The sequence below is a fragment of the Parafrankia irregularis genome, from assembly GCF_001536285.1.
In the GTDB taxonomy this organism is placed as follows: Bacteria; Actinomycetota; Actinomycetes; order Frankiales; family Frankiaceae; genus Parafrankia; species Parafrankia irregularis.
Genome location: NZ_FAOZ01000007.1, coordinates 278395 through 294189, shown reverse-complemented (window position 1 = coordinate 294189; position 15795 = coordinate 278395). Strand labels below are relative to the sequence as shown.

The 15795-nt window shown below is 73.5% G+C and carries 13 protein-coding genes; 5 read left to right on the top strand and 8 right to left on the bottom strand.

Annotated features, from left to right (window positions below):
- Window positions 1–48: 48 nt before the first annotated feature.
- From AWX74_RS14175 to AWX74_RS14165, 3 genes are all read left to right on the top strand, one after another.
- Complete coding sequence (locus AWX74_RS14175; protein ID WP_091276403.1) at window positions 49–819, top strand: helix-turn-helix domain-containing protein; 771 nt, start codon at window positions 49–51, stop codon at window positions 817–819.
- 158 nt (window positions 820–977) lie between these two features.
- Window positions 978–2060, top strand: coding sequence for an isopenicillin N synthase family dioxygenase (locus AWX74_RS14170; RefSeq protein ID WP_207550313.1), 1083 nt, complete (start codon window positions 978–980; stop codon window positions 2058–2060).
- Window positions 2061–2247: 187 nt separating this feature from the next.
- Window positions 2248–2805, top strand: a complete 558-nt coding sequence (locus tag AWX74_RS14165) for an endonuclease/exonuclease/phosphatase family protein (protein ID WP_242666225.1) — start codon at window positions 2248–2250, stop codon at window positions 2803–2805.
- A gap of 49 nt (window positions 2806–2854) precedes the next feature.
- Here the strand turns inward: AWX74_RS14165 and AWX74_RS14160 are convergent, their stop codons facing one another.
- Both AWX74_RS14160 and AWX74_RS14155 read right to left on the bottom strand, forming a co-directional pair.
- Window positions 2855–3787 (bottom strand): NAD(P)-dependent oxidoreductase, encoded by a 933-nt coding sequence (locus tag AWX74_RS14160; protein WP_226930894.1) that lies wholly within the window; start codon window positions 3785–3787, stop codon window positions 2855–2857.
- Between the two features lie 61 nt (window positions 3788–3848).
- Window positions 3849–4412 (bottom strand): MarR family winged helix-turn-helix transcriptional regulator, encoded by a 564-nt coding sequence (locus AWX74_RS14155; RefSeq protein WP_242666224.1) that lies wholly within the window; start codon window positions 4410–4412, stop codon window positions 3849–3851.
- 126 nt (window positions 4413–4538) lie between these two features.
- On the opposite strand from AWX74_RS14155, the gene AWX74_RS14150 reads away from it, so the two are divergent.
- Complete coding sequence (locus AWX74_RS14150; RefSeq protein WP_091276398.1) at window positions 4539–6053, top strand: MFS transporter; 1515 nt, start codon at window positions 4539–4541, stop codon at window positions 6051–6053.
- A 109-nt stretch (window positions 6054–6162) separates the two neighbouring features.
- Here AWX74_RS14150 and AWX74_RS41250 read toward each other — a convergent pair whose 3' ends face one another.
- Window positions 6163–6321 carry a hypothetical protein gene (locus AWX74_RS41250; protein ID WP_226930895.1) on the bottom strand — a complete coding sequence of 53 codons (159 nt, stop codon included), beginning with the start codon at window positions 6319–6321 and terminating at the stop codon, window positions 6163–6165.
- 276 nt (window positions 6322–6597) lie between these two features.
- On the bottom strand, window positions 6598–7260 hold the full coding sequence (locus tag AWX74_RS14140; RefSeq protein ID WP_091276390.1) for a TetR/AcrR family transcriptional regulator: 663 nt from the start codon (window positions 7258–7260) through the stop codon (window positions 6598–6600).
- A gap of 288 nt (window positions 7261–7548) precedes the next feature.
- On the opposite strand from AWX74_RS14140, the gene AWX74_RS14135 reads away from it, so the two are divergent.
- Window positions 7549–9168 (top strand): MFS transporter, encoded by a 1620-nt coding sequence (locus tag AWX74_RS14135; protein ID WP_091276386.1) that lies wholly within the window; start codon window positions 7549–7551, stop codon window positions 9166–9168.
- Between the two features lie 155 nt (window positions 9169–9323).
- Here AWX74_RS14135 and AWX74_RS14130 read toward each other — a convergent pair whose 3' ends face one another.
- The 4 genes from AWX74_RS14130 to AWX74_RS14115 form a co-directional block, all read right to left on the bottom strand.
- Window positions 9324–10808 carry a sensor histidine kinase gene (locus AWX74_RS14130; RefSeq protein ID WP_091276384.1) on the bottom strand — a complete coding sequence of 495 codons (1485 nt, stop codon included), beginning with the start codon at window positions 10806–10808 and terminating at the stop codon, window positions 9324–9326.
- Window positions 10805–12712 (bottom strand): sensor histidine kinase, encoded by a 1908-nt coding sequence (locus tag AWX74_RS14125; protein WP_091276873.1) that lies wholly within the window; start codon window positions 12710–12712, stop codon window positions 10805–10807. The genes AWX74_RS14130 and AWX74_RS14125 overlap by 4 nt, the downstream gene beginning before the upstream one ends.
- 223 nt (window positions 12713–12935) lie before the next feature.
- On the bottom strand, window positions 12936–14195 hold the full coding sequence (metX, locus tag AWX74_RS14120; protein ID WP_091276383.1) for a homoserine O-acetyltransferase MetX: 1260 nt from the start codon (window positions 14193–14195) through the stop codon (window positions 12936–12938).
- A complete protein-coding gene (locus tag AWX74_RS14115) occupies window positions 14192–15487 on the bottom strand; it encodes a bifunctional o-acetylhomoserine/o-acetylserine sulfhydrylase (protein ID WP_091276379.1) in 1296 nt (431 codons plus the stop codon). Before AWX74_RS14115 ends, metX begins: the two co-directional genes overlap by 4 nt.
- Between the last annotated feature and the right edge of the window lie 308 nt (window positions 15488–15795).

The window sequence follows — 15795 nt, the reverse complement described above, 5'->3', positions numbered from 1 at the left end:
CGGGCCGCATCCCCGGCATCCGACCCGGCTCGTCTGGAGGACACCCGCATGGCCGCACGCCCACGTCTCCCGGTGTCGTCCCCGCGCCCCGGCGACAACGCCGCCACCAGCAACGACGCCACCAGCAACGAGGTGCGGCCCGACGACCCCGGCGGCGACACCACCGGCGCCGTCCCCGCCCCGGCGGCCCCGAACACCGCCGTCGCGCCCGCGCCCGTCGCAGCCGCCACGCCGGCGGCCGGCGGGCCACCGCCGGCCATGCGCGCGATCGGCACGGCGATCCGCGCGGCCCGCCGGCGCGCCGGGATGCCGATGACCGTGCTGGCCGAGCGGGCCGGCGTCAGCCAGCCCTACCTGAGCCAGCTGGAGAACGGGCGCAACAACCCGAGCATCCAGACGCTCTACCGGATCGCGAACGCCCTGGAGCTCTCCCCGCAGGACCTGCTCCCCTCGGACGCCGACGAGGTGGTCGTGACCAGGGCGGGAACGGCGGCCGGTACGACGATCGAGGACCGGCCGGACGCGGCTTTCGCGCGGGTGCTGGTCGGCGCGCCCAGCAAGCTCATCCAGGTCCAGGAGGTCACCGTCCGGGCCGGCGGCTTCCTCGGGGACTGGTTCGAGCACGACGGCGAGGAGTTCGTCTACCTGCTCGAAGGTGAGGTCGTCGTCGAGCTCCAGACCGACCGGACCGAGCACCTGCGGCCGGGCGACGCGATCTGGTACGCCGCCACGACCCCGCACCGGTGGCGCTCGGTCGGCGCCGGCGCGGCCCGGATCCTGGTCATGTCCGCCGCCGTCCCGCGCGGCCGCCCGCACTGAGAAATCCGCCCGTTCGTAACGGTCCGGTGAAATCCCGCACCGTTGCTTGCCCTCGGCCCCATCCAGGGCGTGTATTGCACTGAGCAATGGTGCGGAGCAGGCGTCAGCGCCCGGTCGACCCGTCGGCCGGGGGTGGCCAGGCGGAGCAGGAGGCATCAGTGTCCGAGGCAGTGACCGCACCCAGTGCGACCGACGCGGTCGTGGTGCCCGGGTACGTCCCGGTGATCGACTTTTCCGGGGCGACCAGCTCGGACCCGGCACGGCGGGCGGCGGTGGGCGCGGCGCTCGACGAGGCCTGCCGGACGTCCGGCTTCTTCACGGTGGTCGGCCACGGCATCGACCCGACGCTGATGGAGACGGCGATCGACGAGGTCCGCACGTTCTTCGAGCTGCCGATGGCGGCCAAGGAGCGCTACCTGGCGGCCAAGGGCGACCCGACGCTGCGCGGCCTGCGGGTCTGGCACAACCAGGGCGCCGGCTACGACCTGGACACGATCAACCTGGAGGGATTCGTCGAGGACCCCGACTCGCAGGAGTACGCCCGGGCACGGCGCCCCGACATCTGCGAGCTGTTCACGATGAACCGCCTCGGTGAGCCCGGCGTCGCCGAGGGCGCGGGGCTCGGCGAGCACTTCGACGTCTGGTCGAAGCCGAACGTCTGGCCGACGGAGGTCGAGACGATGCGCCCGGCCTGGCTCGCGCTCTACACCGAGCTGGAGCGGTTCGCCCAGACCACGATGCGGATGTTCGCCCTCGGTCTCGGGCTGGCCGAGACGCACTTCGACGGCATCATCGACGAGCACCTGACCAACCTGTGCGCGAACTACTACCCGGCGGTCCACGGCGAGGTCGGCCCGGAGCAGTTCCGCAAGATGCCGCACACCGACTCGGGCACCGTGACCATCCTCTACCAGGACGTCCGCGGCCTGCAGGTGATCGACCGCCGCTGCGGCGAATGGGTGGACGTGCCGTACGTCCCCGGCTCCTACGTGGTGAACATCGGCGACCTGATGGCGCTGTGGACCAATGACCGGTGGGTCTCGACGATGCACCGGGTGCTGGTGCCGCCGCCCGCCGACCGGTCCGTCCCGCGCATCTCGATGCCGTTCTTCCACCAGCCGAACTGGAACGCGCTCATCGAGTGCCTGCCGACCTGCCGGGTGGACGGCGAGGCGCCGAAGCACGCCCCGGTGCTCTCCGGCGAGTACCTCGAGTACAAGGTCATGCCGCTGGCCGCCTGAGCGCCGGGGCCCGGTCGCAGGCGCGACGCCGCGTTGGCGCCCGGCCTGGGGGTGGCCTGGCAACGCACGGCGAGCTTGCCGAACCTGGTGGCCACGCCCCCAGGCCGATCGCCGAGGCGAGCTGGCGGTCTTCCGGCTCTCCTCGAAGAGCCACTGGGACGTCCCGATCCGGGTCGGGCGGGAGACGGTGCACCTGCTGGCGAGCCATCCCACCCCGCCGACGTTCGACGGGCCGGAGGACCGCAACGGACGGCGCAACCACGACGAGATCCGGCTCTGGGCCGACTACATCCGCCCGGGTGCGGGCTCCTACCTCTACGACGACCGGGGCCGTCGCGGTGGGCTGAAGCCGGGAGAGCGCTTCGTCATCGCCGGTGACATGAACGCCGACCCCCTCGACGGGGACAGCGTCGCCTCCGCCGCCGCCCAGCTGCTCGACAGCCGCTGGGTGAACAGCACGGTCGCGCCGACGAGCACTGGCGCCGTCGAGGCCGCGGCCCTGCAGGGCGGTGCCAACACCGCCCACCGCGGGGACCCGGCCCAGGACACCGCCGACTTCGCGGACACCGCGCCGGGCAACCTGCGGGCCGACTACGTCCTGCCGTCGCGGAACCTCGCGGTCACCGGCGCGGGCGTGTTCTGGCCGCCGTCGTCGGACCCGCTGTCCCGGCTGACCGGCGTTTACCCGTTCCCCAGCTCCGACCATCGGCTGGTCTGGCTGGACGTCCGCACTCCCCGCCACTGACGGCGAGGACCCACGGCCCGGCCCGGATCCCGGATCCCGGCTCCGTCCGTCAGCCGGCGGCGGGGCCGGGGTCGGCCCGGGGCGTCTCGGCTCGGCGAAGGCGGATGACGGCGGTGGCGTCGAGGCCGCCGTCGCCGCGCTGCTGGGCTGCCGCGTAGTCGGCCTCGGCCCGGGTGGCGAACGGGAGCGGGATGTCCCGGCGGGCCGCCTCGGCCAGGCAGATGCGCAGGTCCTTGCGCATCCAGTCGACGGCGAAGCCGAAGTCGAACTCGTCGCGGACCATGGTGTGGCCGCGGTTGTTCAGGTACCAGGAGCTGGCCGCGCCGCCGCCGACCGCGGCGAGGACGAGATCGGTGTCGAGGCCGGCCGCCATCGCGAAGTTGAGGGCCTCCGCGGCGCCGGCGATCGCCGAGGCGACCAGGATCTGGTTGACCATCTTCGTCAGCTGGCCGCTGCCGACCGGGCCGATGCGGGTGATGGTGGCCCCGTAGGCGGCGAGCACCGGCCGGACGGTCTCCAGCACCTCCGGGTCGGCGCCGCACATGATGCTCAGCCGGCCGGCCTCGGCGCCCGCCTGCCCGCCGGAGACGGGGGCGTCGACGAAGCCGACGCCGGCCTCCGCGGCCCGGCCCGCGATCTCCACCGCCAGCTCGGCGGAGGTGGTCGAATGATCGACGATGGTCGCGCCGGGGCGCAGCGCCGCCAGTGCCCCGGCCGGTCCGGTGAGCACCTCGCGGACGTCGTCGTCGGCGCCGACACAGACGCAGACGACGTCCGCGCCGGTCGCGGCCTCGGCGGGGGTGGGTGCGGAGCTGCCCGGGTACCGCTCCACCCACCGGCGGGCGGTCGCCTCGGTGCGGTTGTGGACGACGGTGCTGAAACCGGCCCCGGTCAGGTGCCCGGCCATGGGGAAGCCCATGGTGCCCAGGCCGATGAAGGCCACCTTCATGTCCGCGTGCTCCTGTCCGTCCCCGTCACCCATCCGCCCCGCCACCTGTCAGCGTGTGCCCCGATGCCGACCACACCGGCCGCACCGGATGTGTTCACAGTGCGCGCAGCAGGGTCCGCAGGATGTCATCGAGATTCTCGCGCTGCTCGGCGGTCAGCGTGTTCGCCAGCCGGGTGAAGTTCGCGATGTGCTCGGCGAACGCGGCGTCGATGGCGACGCGCCCGCTGTCCGTGAGGCCCACCCGGAAGCTGCGCCGGTCAGCCGGGTCCAGCCGGCGTTCCACCAGGCCGGCGGTTTCCAGGCGGTCGAGGCGGCTGGTGATGCCGGCCCGCGACATCATCAGCTGCTCGGAGAGCTGGGAGGGGATCAGCACGCACGGCGGACCGGACGCCCGCAACGCACCCAGCACCTCGAAGTCACCGAGCGTGAGACCGTGCTCCTCGAGCGGGCGGTTCATGGCCGTCGCCAGGGCGCCGACGAAGACCTTCATGCGCGCGAAGAGCCCCATCGCGCTCAGATCCAGGTCCGGACGCTCGCGCTGCCACTGCTCGACGAAGTCGTCGACCTTGTCGGGCGTCGGCCCACCAGCGCATACGTCCGCCGGCTCCCCAGGGCATATGTCCCACCCACCGTCCACGACACGAGTGTATTTGATCACCGCCGGCCCGCCTAGAAATTAGTTTGGTCCGGTACTATTCGGTGACGTACTGTTCGGCTGCCAAGCATCCCGGCCGCCTCGGTGGCCACTCCGACAGATCACCCCCAGACATCAGGAGAGATCTTCGTGACCGCATCCACCGACGTCGCCGGCGGCGGCTCCTCGACCGCCGCGGTCGGGTCACCAGAGCCGGGGGCGCACCTCGACCCCCGCCGCTGGGTCGCGCTCAGCGTGATCGCCGTCGCCCAGCTGATGGTCGTGCTGGACGCCTCGATCGTGACCATCGCGCTCCCGCACGCGCAGGCCGACCTGGGAATCTCCACCGCCGACCGGCAGTGGGTCATGACCGCCTACACGCTGGCCTTCGGCGGCCTGCTGCTGCTCGGCGGCCGGATCGCCGACTTCCTCGGCCGCAAGCGGATCTTCATCTGGGGCCTGATCGGGTTCGCCGGCGCCTCGGCGCTCGGTGGCGCGGCCCCGAACGCCGAGCTGCTGTTCGCGGCGCGGGCCCTGCAGGGAGCCTGCGCCGCACTGCTGGCGCCGGCGGCGCTGTCACTCATCACGGTGACCTTCACCGAGGGCAAGGAGCGCGCCCGCGCGTTCGGTGTCTACGGCGCGATCTCCGGCGGCGGTGCCGCGATCGGCCTCATCGTCGGCGGGCTGCTGACCGAGTACACGTCGTGGCGGTGGTGCCTGCTGGTCAACGTCCCGATCGCGCTGGCCGCCGCGGCCGCCGCGCTCCCCATCGTGCGGGAGAGCAAGGCCGAGGGCACGCCCAGCTACGACATCCCGGGCACGGTGACGGTGACCGGCGGTCTGCTCGCCCTGGTCTACGGCTTCACCGTCGCCGCCGACGACGGTTGGGGATCGGGCAAGACGATCGGCCTGCTCGTCGGCGCGTTCGTGCTGATCGCCGCGTTCGTCGTGATCGAGGCCCGGACGGCCAACCCGCTGCTGCCGCTGCGGGTGCCGCTGGAGCGCAACCGCGGCGGGTCCTTCCTCGCCTCGATGCTGATCGGTGGCGGGCTGTTCGCGATGTTCCTGTTCCTCACCTTCTACTTCCAGCAGACACTGGGCTACAGCGCACTGCGCAGCGGCTTTGCCTTCCTGCCCTTCAGCGCCGGCATCATCTTCTCCGCCGGGATCGCCAGCCAGCTCCTGCCCCGGACGGGCCCCAAGATCCTGATGGTCCTCGGCAGCGCGCTCGCCGTCGGCGGCCTGGTGCTGCTGACCCAGATCGGCGTCGACACCGGCTACGCCAGCCACGTTCTCCCGGCCGAGCTCCTGATCAGCTTCGGGATGGGCCTCGCCTTCGTGCCGATGTCGAGCGTGTCGCTGCTCGGTGTCGCCGAGCATGACGCCGGTGTGGCCAGCGCGCTGGTGAACACCACCCAGCAGGTCGGCGGGTCCCTCGGTGTCGCGCTGCTGAACACCGTCTACGCGACGGCGGTGACCGACTACCTCACCGGTCACGGCACCGGGCCGGCCGCGCAGGCGCAGGCGGCGGTCGAGGGCTACACCACCTCGTTCGTCTGGAGCGCGGTGATGATCGGGCTCGCCCTGGTCACCGTCCTCTTCCTCGTCCGGGCCGGCCGGGACGACATCCCGCAGGGCGAGGGGGTCCCGATTCACGCCGGCTGACCGGCAGCCGGACGGCACTGCGCGGCCCCGGGCCGGGCGACCTGCAGGTCGCCCGGCCCGGGGCCGCGACCGTACGCGCCGCGGACCGTGCCTTCAGGACCTGTAACACTCAGTACCTGTAACGACGAGGGTTGCTCGTGCCGCAGACCAGGCACACCAGCCAGTCCCGGCGCCAGCCGTCGTTGTCGTCCGACGGTGCGCTGACGACGTTGGCCTCCTCCTCGCCACAGAAGAAGCAGGTTCCCTCCTCGCCCGCGAGACGTCGCATCGCCGTCAGGGCTCCGCCCGCCCGGCGCTGGTAACCGACCCAGTCACAGTGTCGGCACTCCCACCACCGTTCGGGCCTCGGTCGCGGCGCGAAGCCGCCCCAGTTGCCGCGCCGGTGAACAACCTCCAGCCAGGTCAGCGTCCGTGAGCACCGCGGGCACCCCGGACCGCTTCCCTCACCCGGCTTCCCGTTCGCCCCGGAATCCGGTTCATCGCCACCGCCCATAACGCATGAGACTGCCACCGGCGAGCCCGCCGGTGGGCCGGTCGTGCCCAGCTAGGCCGGTGCCGGCCCGGTGCGGGTGGCCGTGGCGAGGGGGACGACGATCTGGTCGACCACCGCGGCGACGAACTCGTCCGGCACCATCGGCTCACGGACCAGCGAGTACTGCACCAGCATCGCCGGGCCACTGGCCGCCACCATTTCACTCGCCGCCGCCGGCGGCACCTCGCCGCGCTCGGCCGCCTGGCGCAGCACCGTCAGGATGAGCCCGATGCACGGCTCGACCACGTGATCGATGATCGACTGGCGGATCAGCGGACGGTCGCAGCCGGCCTCGGCGGAGACGAGCTGGAACGCCGTGCCGCGGGTGGAGAGGAACGCCATCTGCACGCAGCGCAGCAGCGCGAGGATGTCGGTGCGCAGGTCGCCGGTGAGCGGCACGTCCGCCGGTGCGGGCAGCGTGTGCCTCAGCGCCTCGCCGACCAGGGCCTCCTTGGAATCCCACCGGCGGTACAGCACCGCCTTCGAGGTGTGGGCGGCGGCGGCGACCCGGTCCATCGTGAGGTTCGCGTAGCCGGTGGTGCGCAGCTGGTCGAAGACCGCGTCGTAGATCGCCCGGCGCAGCGCGTCACCGTGCCGGCGGCGGGTCACAGCGTCATTTCCGCCCGAGCGGGTGCTCGCGCGGGCCTGGGCGGCTGCGTCGGGCGGGATCACCATGATCTTCCGCCTCCGTCCGCGGGCCGCAGTCGGGCCGTGACCACGAGCGTACCGGCGCGGGCAGCTGGCGCCCGGCGCGTCCGCCGGTTACGGCTCGCCATCGGTGCCTCACCGGCTACCTGCGCGCTCGACAGTGCGACGGAAGGCGACCGGGCCGCCGCCACGCGATCCTCACCGAGCACGCCCGGTCGGAGTGCCCGACACACACGGTGTGACCTTCGGTAGCCGGTCCGGCGCTAGCATCGTTTAGGGTACGAAAAAGTTCCTTAGCCCGGCCGGGAGGCCCCCATGTCCTCGTCGCCCCTGGGCGCGACCGCCACCGAGCCGCCGCCCCACGAGGCCAGGCGGGCCCGCGTCGCGCTACTCACGATCGTGTCCTGCCAGCTCATGCTGGTTCTCGACATCACGATCGTGAACGTGGCGCTCCCCCACATACAGCAGACCCTGTACTTCTCCACCACCAACCTGGCCTGGGTGATCAACGCCTACACCCTCGCCTACGGCGGCCTGCTGCTGCTGGGCGGGCGCACCGGTGACATTCTCGGCCGGCGCAACACCCTCGTCGGCGGGATCGTCCTGTTCACCGTCGCCTCGCTGCTCGGCGGCCTGTCCACCGAGCCGTGGATGCTCGTCGCCGCGCGGGTCGGGCAGGGTGTCGGCGCGGCCTGCGCGTCGCCGAACGCGCTGGCCCTCATCGCGGCGAACTTCCCCGAGGGGCCCGCCAGGACGAAAGCGATGGGCGCGTGGGCGGCGGTCTCCGGCGTCGGCGGCTCGATCGGCCTGATCGTCGGCGGCATGCTCACCACCTGGCTGTCCTGGCGGTGGGTGATGTTCATCAACGTCCCGTTCGGCGCCGCCATCGTGCTGCTGGCGCCGCGGGTGCTGCGGACGCCGCCGCGCCAGCAGGGCCGCTTCGACGCCGCCGGTGCGCTGGCGTCGGTCATCGGCCTCGCGTCGCTGGTCTACGGCTTCCTGCGGGCGTCCTCGGACGGCTGGAGCGACAGCCAGGCCCAAGTGGCGTTCGGGCTGGCCGTGGTGGCACTGGCCGCGTTCGGCGTCATCGAGTCGCGGGCGGCGCAGCCCGTCGTCCCGCGGCAGCTGGTCACCGAGCCGCACCGGGTTCGGAGCTATCTGCTCATGCTGCTGTTGACGGGCAGCATGCTGAGCATGTTCTTCTTCGGGACGCAGGTCCTCCAGGAGATCCTCCGATTCAGCGCCCTGCGGGCCGGGCTCGCGTTCCTCCCACTGTCGCTGGGCATCCTGGTCTCGGCATCGCGGGCATCGAAGCTGCTGCCGAGGTTCGGCCCGAAGCCGCTGATGCTCGTCGGCGCCGCACTCGGCACCGGCGGCATGTCCTGGCTGTCACAGGTCTCGACAGACTCCAGCTATGTTTCGATCATGCTCGGCCCGCTGCTGATGTTCGGCTTCGGGCTCGGACTGCTGTTCGTGCCGTTGAGCGTGAGCCTCGTCGCCGGGGTGCCACCGAAGCTGTCCGGCGCGGCGGCCAGCATGATGGTCACCGTCCAGCAGGTCGGTGGGGCGCTGGGCGTGGCGGTGCTCGTCACGGTGTTCGGGACGGCCAGCCGGCATTCCCGGGCAGACGTGCCCGCGGGATCCTCGACGGCCGACGCGGCCCGCTACGTGCTCGCCCACGGCGTGGCCCGGGCGTTCCTCGTCGGCGCCTTCCTGGTCGCCGCCATCTTCCTGATCGTGCTGGCCACCCGGCCCCTCCGGGTCGGCGACGCGATGCCGCCGGCAGCCGACCTACCCGCCGGCAGAAAGGTTCCCGGGCAGCCGCCCGCCGCGGACGGAACCACGCCTGCGCACCGCGAAGCGGCCGCCCACGACGGCGCCGCGGCGGCCGGCTCCGGGCACCCGGACGACGCCGGCGCCTCGCCGGGTGGTTGAACCAGGCGTCCTCGACGCGGTCACGGGCCGCGTGCGCACCCGCCGGTCAGGCGGCCTCAGTACCGCAGGCGACTGCCACCGGCTCGCGCAACTCCTCACCGGCAAGCCGTAGCCGTACCGGGCCGGGTGCTCGGCGGTGGGAGCATCGTGGTGGCCTAGGAGGTCGGACCACCGGGCACGGCGTCGGCGGCGCGCAGTCCGCGGCTGAGGTCACGGACCTCCTGATTCGCGGCGAGCAGCCCCTCGTGCAGGTGCCGCAGTAGCAGGCGGGTCTCGGCGGGGTCGGCGTCCGGGGCCCGCGACGCGACGCGCGCGAGGTCCGTGAGCCGTCGCTGCATGCCGTCGCCCAGGTCGTGTGCCATACGGCGGCGCTGCGCGGCGCTCGCGCCGGCGACCCGCAGGTGGGCCGCGTGCGTCTCGACCAGCTGCGCCCGCACCGCCACCTGCAGCTGCGCGTTCTCCAGCGCGAGCCGCCCGGCGCGCAACGCGGCGTCGGTGAAGGCACGGTGCTGGCCGAGGGCGGGATCACCGGTCACCACCGCGAGCGGAGCCCCGTCCCGGGTCAGCACCTCCCGGGTCCACCGAGCGCCGGACGCGGGTTCGGGCGCACGGCCGGCCTCGGCAGTGCGGCCGGCGTCGGCCGCACTGCCGGCGTCCACCGGACCGCCGATATCCACCACACCGCCGATGTCCACCGGACCGCCGAGAGCCGCCGGGCGGCCGTCGACGTCGACATAGCACCGCAGGTCGGGCAGCCAGAACCGGAGCTCCACGGTGGGATCGTTCAGCACGGTCCGCAGGGCGTCACGCACGCTGACGATCGTCGCGGGGTCCGCGAGGCGCAGCACCCGGTCGGCGGCGGTGGCCACCCCCAGCGCCCGCCGGGCGGCGGCGATCCCCAGCGCCACCGGGAGCAGGGCGAGGACGACGCTCTGCGCCTCGATGCCGCGCATCACGCCGTCCAGGTCGTCGACGTCGATGGGCGGCGCCACCAGGGCCACGCCGATGCCCGCGACCGCGACCGCACCCAGGACCAGCGACGCCGCGGCCCGCTCCGGGCCCCGCAGCGCGCGCACCCGGCGGACCAGCCCGATCGCGAACCCGCAGGCGAGCAACGGGTTGACGACCTGGTAGACGTCACTGATCGTCTGGAACGTGGGCAGGTCCGCGAACCAGCCGGGCCACCACACATCGGGCCCGTAGCCGTTCCACTCCGGCCGCGACGTCAGCACGCTGACCGCCATCAACGGCCCGAAGGCGAGGCCGGCCAGCGCGACAACCACGCGGTCCGCCAGGCTGGACAGCCGCCCGTGGGGGTAGCCGAGCAGCCCGACGCCGAACAGGACGTAGAAGGAGCAGTTCCCGGCGATCCCCAGCAGCGGCAGGAGCGTGTGGTTCCAGCTCATCGCCCAGGTCGCGACCCAGGCCACGCCGGCGGCGAGCAGCGGGGCACCCGCGCGCCGCGTCGGCGGCGAGGCCATCAGCGCCGTGCCGGCCGTCGCGAGCCCACCGGAGATGAGGACGTTCACCACGGCCAGTGCCGGGGCGCCGTGCAGGTACGGCCAGCCGGCGCCCAGCACCGCCACCCCGACCACACCGCCGATGGCGAACGCCCGCGGCAGCACCCGCCCGGCCCTCACGACGCCACGCCCGTGGGCACGATGACCAGGACGGTGGTCGGGCCACCGGCCGGGCTGGACAGGTGCACCTCACCGCCGGCCGCCGCCACCCGGTCACGCAGGCCGGCCAGCCCGCCGGCCGGATGCTCCACCGCGCCGCCGCACCCGTTGTCACTGACCTCGGCGACCAGCCCGCCCGATCGCTCGGTGAGCCGCACCCGGGCGGCCGTCGCCCGTGCGTGCTTGACCACGTTGGCCAGTGCCTCCGACACCGCGAAGTAGACCGTGCGCTCGGCGACGTCCCCGAAGGGCCCGCCGCGCCCGAGCGCGACGTCGACCTCCACCGGCAGCGCCAGCCTGGCCGCGGCCTGCCGTACCGCCGCCACCAGGCCGGCGGTGCGCAGGGTCTCCGGGTCGAGACCGCGGGCGATGGCGCGGACCTCGTCGTTCGCCGCGAGCAGGCCGGCCCGGATGTCCCCGAACATCGCGGCGGCGGCCGCCGGGTCGTCGGCGGACCACTCGGCGACGCTCACCAGCATCGCCAGCGCGAGCAGCCGCTGCTGCACGCCGTCGTGCAGGTCGCGCGCGATGCGACTGCGTTCGGCGGCCTCCGCCTCCTCGACCCGCCGCCGCGCCGCCCGCGTCTCGACGAGCCGCGCCTGGATGGTCACCTGCAGATGGGCGTTCTGCAGCGAGAGCCGAGCGGTCCGCAGCGCCGCCCCGGTGAACGCGCCGTGCCGACGCAGCACCGGCGACCGGCCCGTGACCAGGGCGAACAGCTCACCCGACGGCGCGATCACGGGCTGGGACCACAGCGCCGGCGCGCCACGGCGCACGGGCACCAGCGCTCCCGCGCCAGGCACGGCGCCCGGACCGGGCACTGCGCCCAGCGCGGGAGCGCCGCTGGCCGGCTGCCCGGCGATGTCGACGAAACGCCGCTCGTCGGCGAGCCAGAAGTACACCTCGACGGTGTCGTCACGCAGGGCGCGGCGCAGGGCGTCACGGACCACGGTCACCGTCGCGGCGCCGCCGCTGGAGCGCAGCATCCGGTCCGCCGCGGTCGCGACCGCCACCGCGCGCCACAGCTCGCAGCTCACCAGCACCAGCGGGAGCACCGCGAGGGCGACGCCCTGCCAGGCGACGCCCTCCGCCACATGACCCGGTTCCCGGTTGTACAGCGTCGGTGACAGGGCGGCCAGGCAGAGCGCGACCACGCCGAGCGTGCCCAGCGCGGGTGCGACGACGGACCGTTCCAGTCCGTAGAGCCTGCTCCACCGGCGCGCGAGCAGCGCCACGAAGGCCATCGCCAGCACCGCATTGATCACCGCGTACAGCCCGGAGACGAACCCGAAGAAGGCCTGGCCGGCCCACAGCGTCGGCCAGGACGCCTGCGCCGAGAAGCCGTTCCACTCCGGCTCGGACACCACCATCGACAACACCACGAGCGGGCCGTAGGCGATGGTGGTGAGAGTGCCGACGACCCGGTCGGCCCGCCCGGTGAGGCAGCCGTCCGGGTAGAGCAGCACACCCCAGGCGAAGGCGACGAAGAACAGCGCGTTGATGAACAGGCCCAGCGCCGGGCGCGGCCCGCTCTCCCGGCACAACAGCCAGGTGAGGGCCCAGCAGACGCCGGAGGCCAGCACGAGAACCCCGGTACGGCGCAGCAGCGGGATGTCGACGAGCAGCACCCCGGAGCTGACGAACGCGCCGGCGACGAAGGCGTTGACGGCCGCGAGCGCGGGCTCGCCGCGCCAGAACGGCCAGCCGGCGGCCAGCGCGAGCACCGCGGTCAGCGCGCCGCAGGCCACCGCGGCGGCCGGAAGCCGGAACCTTGCCCAGGCCCGCGGCCGGGCGCCCATCGCACGGGAGGCCATACGACCGGGTCGCACCGGCGCGGACGCCGTCAACGCGCTGCCTTCTGCCACGGTCCCTTCCACGCCACCACACCGCCGGCCACCACCGGCGAGCCACCGCACCTCCACAGGCGCGGGACGAACGCTCGGTGCCCCGGGTTCGCCGCCACGCGTGACGATCGTCCCACGCAGATGACCGCCGTCCGCCGCGAGACCACATCAGGACATCTACTGACACCGGGATTTCCGGCCCTCCCGGCCGACCTCAGCCGAAAGCACTCGATCTCACTCGATCTCAGCCGGTCGATCCGAGCGCCGTGGCCACGATCCGGCCGACCGCGGCCGACTCCAGCAGGAAACCGTCGTGGCCGAACTCGGACGTGACCATGACCGCCTGTGTGCCGAGGTGCCGGGCGAGCTCGGCCTGCAGCCGCGGCGGGTAGAGGCGGTCGCTGTCGATACCCGCCACGGTCACCGGGACGGTGACGCCGCGCAGCGCCGCGGCGATCCCGCCCCGGCCGCGGCCGACGTCCTGGCTCATCATCGCCAGGGTCAGCGTCACGTAGGTTCCGGCGTCGAAGCGGCGGACCAGCTTGTGCCCGTGGTGCTCGACGTAGCTGGCGGCGGCGTAGCGGCCGTCCGGCTGGACCCGGTGACCGAAGCGGTGCGCGAACTCGGCCTCACTGCGGTAGCTGACCTGGCCCATCTGCCGGGCCAGTGCCAGTCCGGTCCGCGGGCCGAGGCCGGCCGGGAGGTGGTGGTAGTCGCCGCCGTGCCAGTGCGGGTCGGCGCGGATCACCGCCAGCTGGGTGGCGTACAGCGCGATCTGCTCGGCCGTCGCCGCCGCGCCGCAGGAGAGCACGACCGCGTGGGCGACGCGCTCGGGCCGGCCCACCGCCCACTCCAGCGCCCGCATGCCGCCCATCGAGCCGCCGACGACCGCGGCCCAGCGGGTTATCCCGAGCGCGTCCGCCAGCCCCTCCTCGGCGCGGACCTGGTCACCGACCGTGATCTCCGGCCAGCGGCTGCCCCACGGCCGGCCGTCGGGGGCGGCGGACGCCGGCCCGGTCGTGCCCTGGCAGCCGCCCAGCACGTTCGGGCAGACGACGAACCAGCGATCGGTGTCGAGAGCGGCGCCCGGTCCGACCAGCGCTCCCCACCAGCCCGCGGTGGGATGCCCCGGGCCGGCCGGGCCGGCGACATGGCTGTCCCCGGTGAGCGCGTGCAGCACCAGCACGGCGTTCGACCGGTCCGGGGCGAGGCGGCCCCACGTCTCGTAGGCGACGGTCACCTCGGGCAGCACGCCGCCGCGCTCCAGGTCCAGCGGCCGTGCCAGCCGGGCGAACCGGCGGCGTCCCACCGGATCACCGGGCTGCCAGCCGGCGCGAGCCGGGCGGGCGCCGTCCCGGTCCGGGCCCGGGTCCGGACCGGCGTCCGAATCAGCCTGCTCCGGGCGCGCGGCGGCGGATGCGGCCTCGTCGGGACGGGCATGGCCGGGATGGGCATGGTCGGGTCGGGCGTCGAGCGACGGGGGCTGTTGGGGCTGGGCTGTCATCCGGACTTCGCGGCCCGGAAACCGGCGTCGAGATCGGCGAGGATGTCGTCGATGCCCTCGATGCCCACCGACAGCCGGATCAGGTCCGGGGTCACCCCGGTGGCCGCCTGCTCGGCCTCGGTGAGCTGCGAGTGGGTGGTCGTCGCCGGATGGATCACCAGTGAGCGGACGTCGCCGATGTTGGCGAGGTGGCTGAACAGCTCGAGGCCCTCGACGAACTTCCGCCCGGCCTGGGCCCCGCCGACGATCCCGAACGCCAGCACCGCCCCGGCGCCGAGCGGGAGCACCTCGTTCGCCCGCTGATACCACGGCGACGTCGGCAGCTTGGGGTAGGCGACCCAGCTGACCTCGTCACGGTCCTGCAGCCACCGCGCGACCCGCAGCGCGTTGGCGCTGTGCCGGTCCATCCGCAGCGACAGCGTCTCCAGGCCCTGCAGGAACAGGAACGAGTTCAGCGGCGCGACGGCCGGGCCGAGGTCGCGCAGCAGCTGCACCCGGGCCTTGGCGATGTAGCTGCCGTGGCCGAGCGCGTCCCAGTAGACCAGGCCGTGGTAGCTGGGGTCGGGCGTGGTGAAGTTGGCGAAGCGCCCGCTGGCGCCGTAGTCGAACCGGCCGCCGTCGACGATGATCCCGCCGATGGACGTCCCGTGCCCGCCGATGAACTTCGTCGCCGAGTGGACGACGATGTCGGCTCCGTGCTCGAACGGCCGGTACAGGTACGGGGTGGCCAGCGTGTTGTCGACGATCAGCGGCACGCCGACCTCGTGGGCGACCGCGGCGACGCCGGCGGTGTCGAGGACGTCCGAGCGCGGGTTGCCGATCGTCTCGCCGTAGAAGGCCCGGGTCCGCGGTGTGGCGGCGGCCCGCCACTCGTCCAGGTCGTCGGGGTTCGACACGAACGAAACCGAGATCCCGAGCTTGGGCAGTGTGTAGTGGAACAGGTTGTACGTCCCACCGTAGAGGTTCGCGGAGCTGACGATGTGGTCACCGGACTCGGCCAGGTTGAGGACGGCCAGCGTCTCCGCCGCCTGCCCCGACGACGTCGCGAGCGCCCCGACGCCGCCCTCGAGGGCGTTGACGCGCTGCTCGAAAACGTCCTGGGTCGGGTTCATGATGCGGGTGTAGATGTTGCCGGGCTCCCCCAACGCGAACAGGGCGGCGGCATGGTCGGTGTCACGGAAGACGAAGCTCGTCGTCTGGTAGATCGGGACGGCGCGCGCCCCGGTCGTCGGATCGGGCTGCGCGCCCGCGTGGATCTGCTTCGTCTCGAACGACCAGGTCGGCTCGGTCATGGCGAATTCCCCTCCGGCGGTGAGTGGTGCGGGACGATCGGCGTTTCTCGGACGAGGCACCGGACCGGCTCCCGGACCGGGACAGCATCCGGGCCGGGCCGGCGCGGCCGGCGGCGGGCCTGCCGGGTCATCGGACCACCCGCGCTCCCCGCCCCATCCCACGGCCCCGACGGCCCCCGGGAGCACGTCCGTTGGTCCTGGCTGATCGGTCGTTCGCCGCCTGGCCGACGTGACACCGCCCGGCAGACCGCGAGGTGGCCGACCCCGAGAAGGATGCCGCGCACGGACCGGAATCGCTCGGATACACG

Bases quoted from the DNA above. Each gene is read 5' to 3' on its own strand.
- AWX74_RS14175 (WP_091276403.1), top strand. From the start codon at position 49: ATGGCCGCACGCCCACGTCTCCCGGTGTCGTCCCCGCGCCCCGGCGAC.
- AWX74_RS14160 (WP_226930894.1), bottom strand. From the start codon at position 3,787: ATGGGTGACGGGGACGGACAGGAGCACGCGGACATGAAGGTGGCCTTC.
- AWX74_RS41250 (WP_226930895.1), bottom strand. From the start codon at position 6,321: ATGCGACGTCTCGCGGGCGAGGAGGGAACCTGCTTCTTCTGTGGCGAG.
- AWX74_RS14140 (WP_091276390.1), bottom strand. From the start codon at position 7,260: ATGGTGATCCCGCCCGACGCAGCCGCCCAGGCCCGCGCGAGCACCCGC.
- AWX74_RS14135 (WP_091276386.1), top strand. From the start codon at position 7,549: ATGTCCTCGTCGCCCCTGGGCGCGACCGCCACCGAGCCGCCGCCCCAC.
- metX (WP_091276383.1), bottom strand. From the start codon at position 14,195: ATGACAGCCCAGCCCCAACAGCCCCCGTCGCTCGACGCCCGACCCGAC.
- AWX74_RS14115 (WP_091276379.1), bottom strand. From the start codon at position 15,487: ATGACCGAGCCGACCTGGTCGTTCGAGACGAAGCAGATCCACGCGGGC.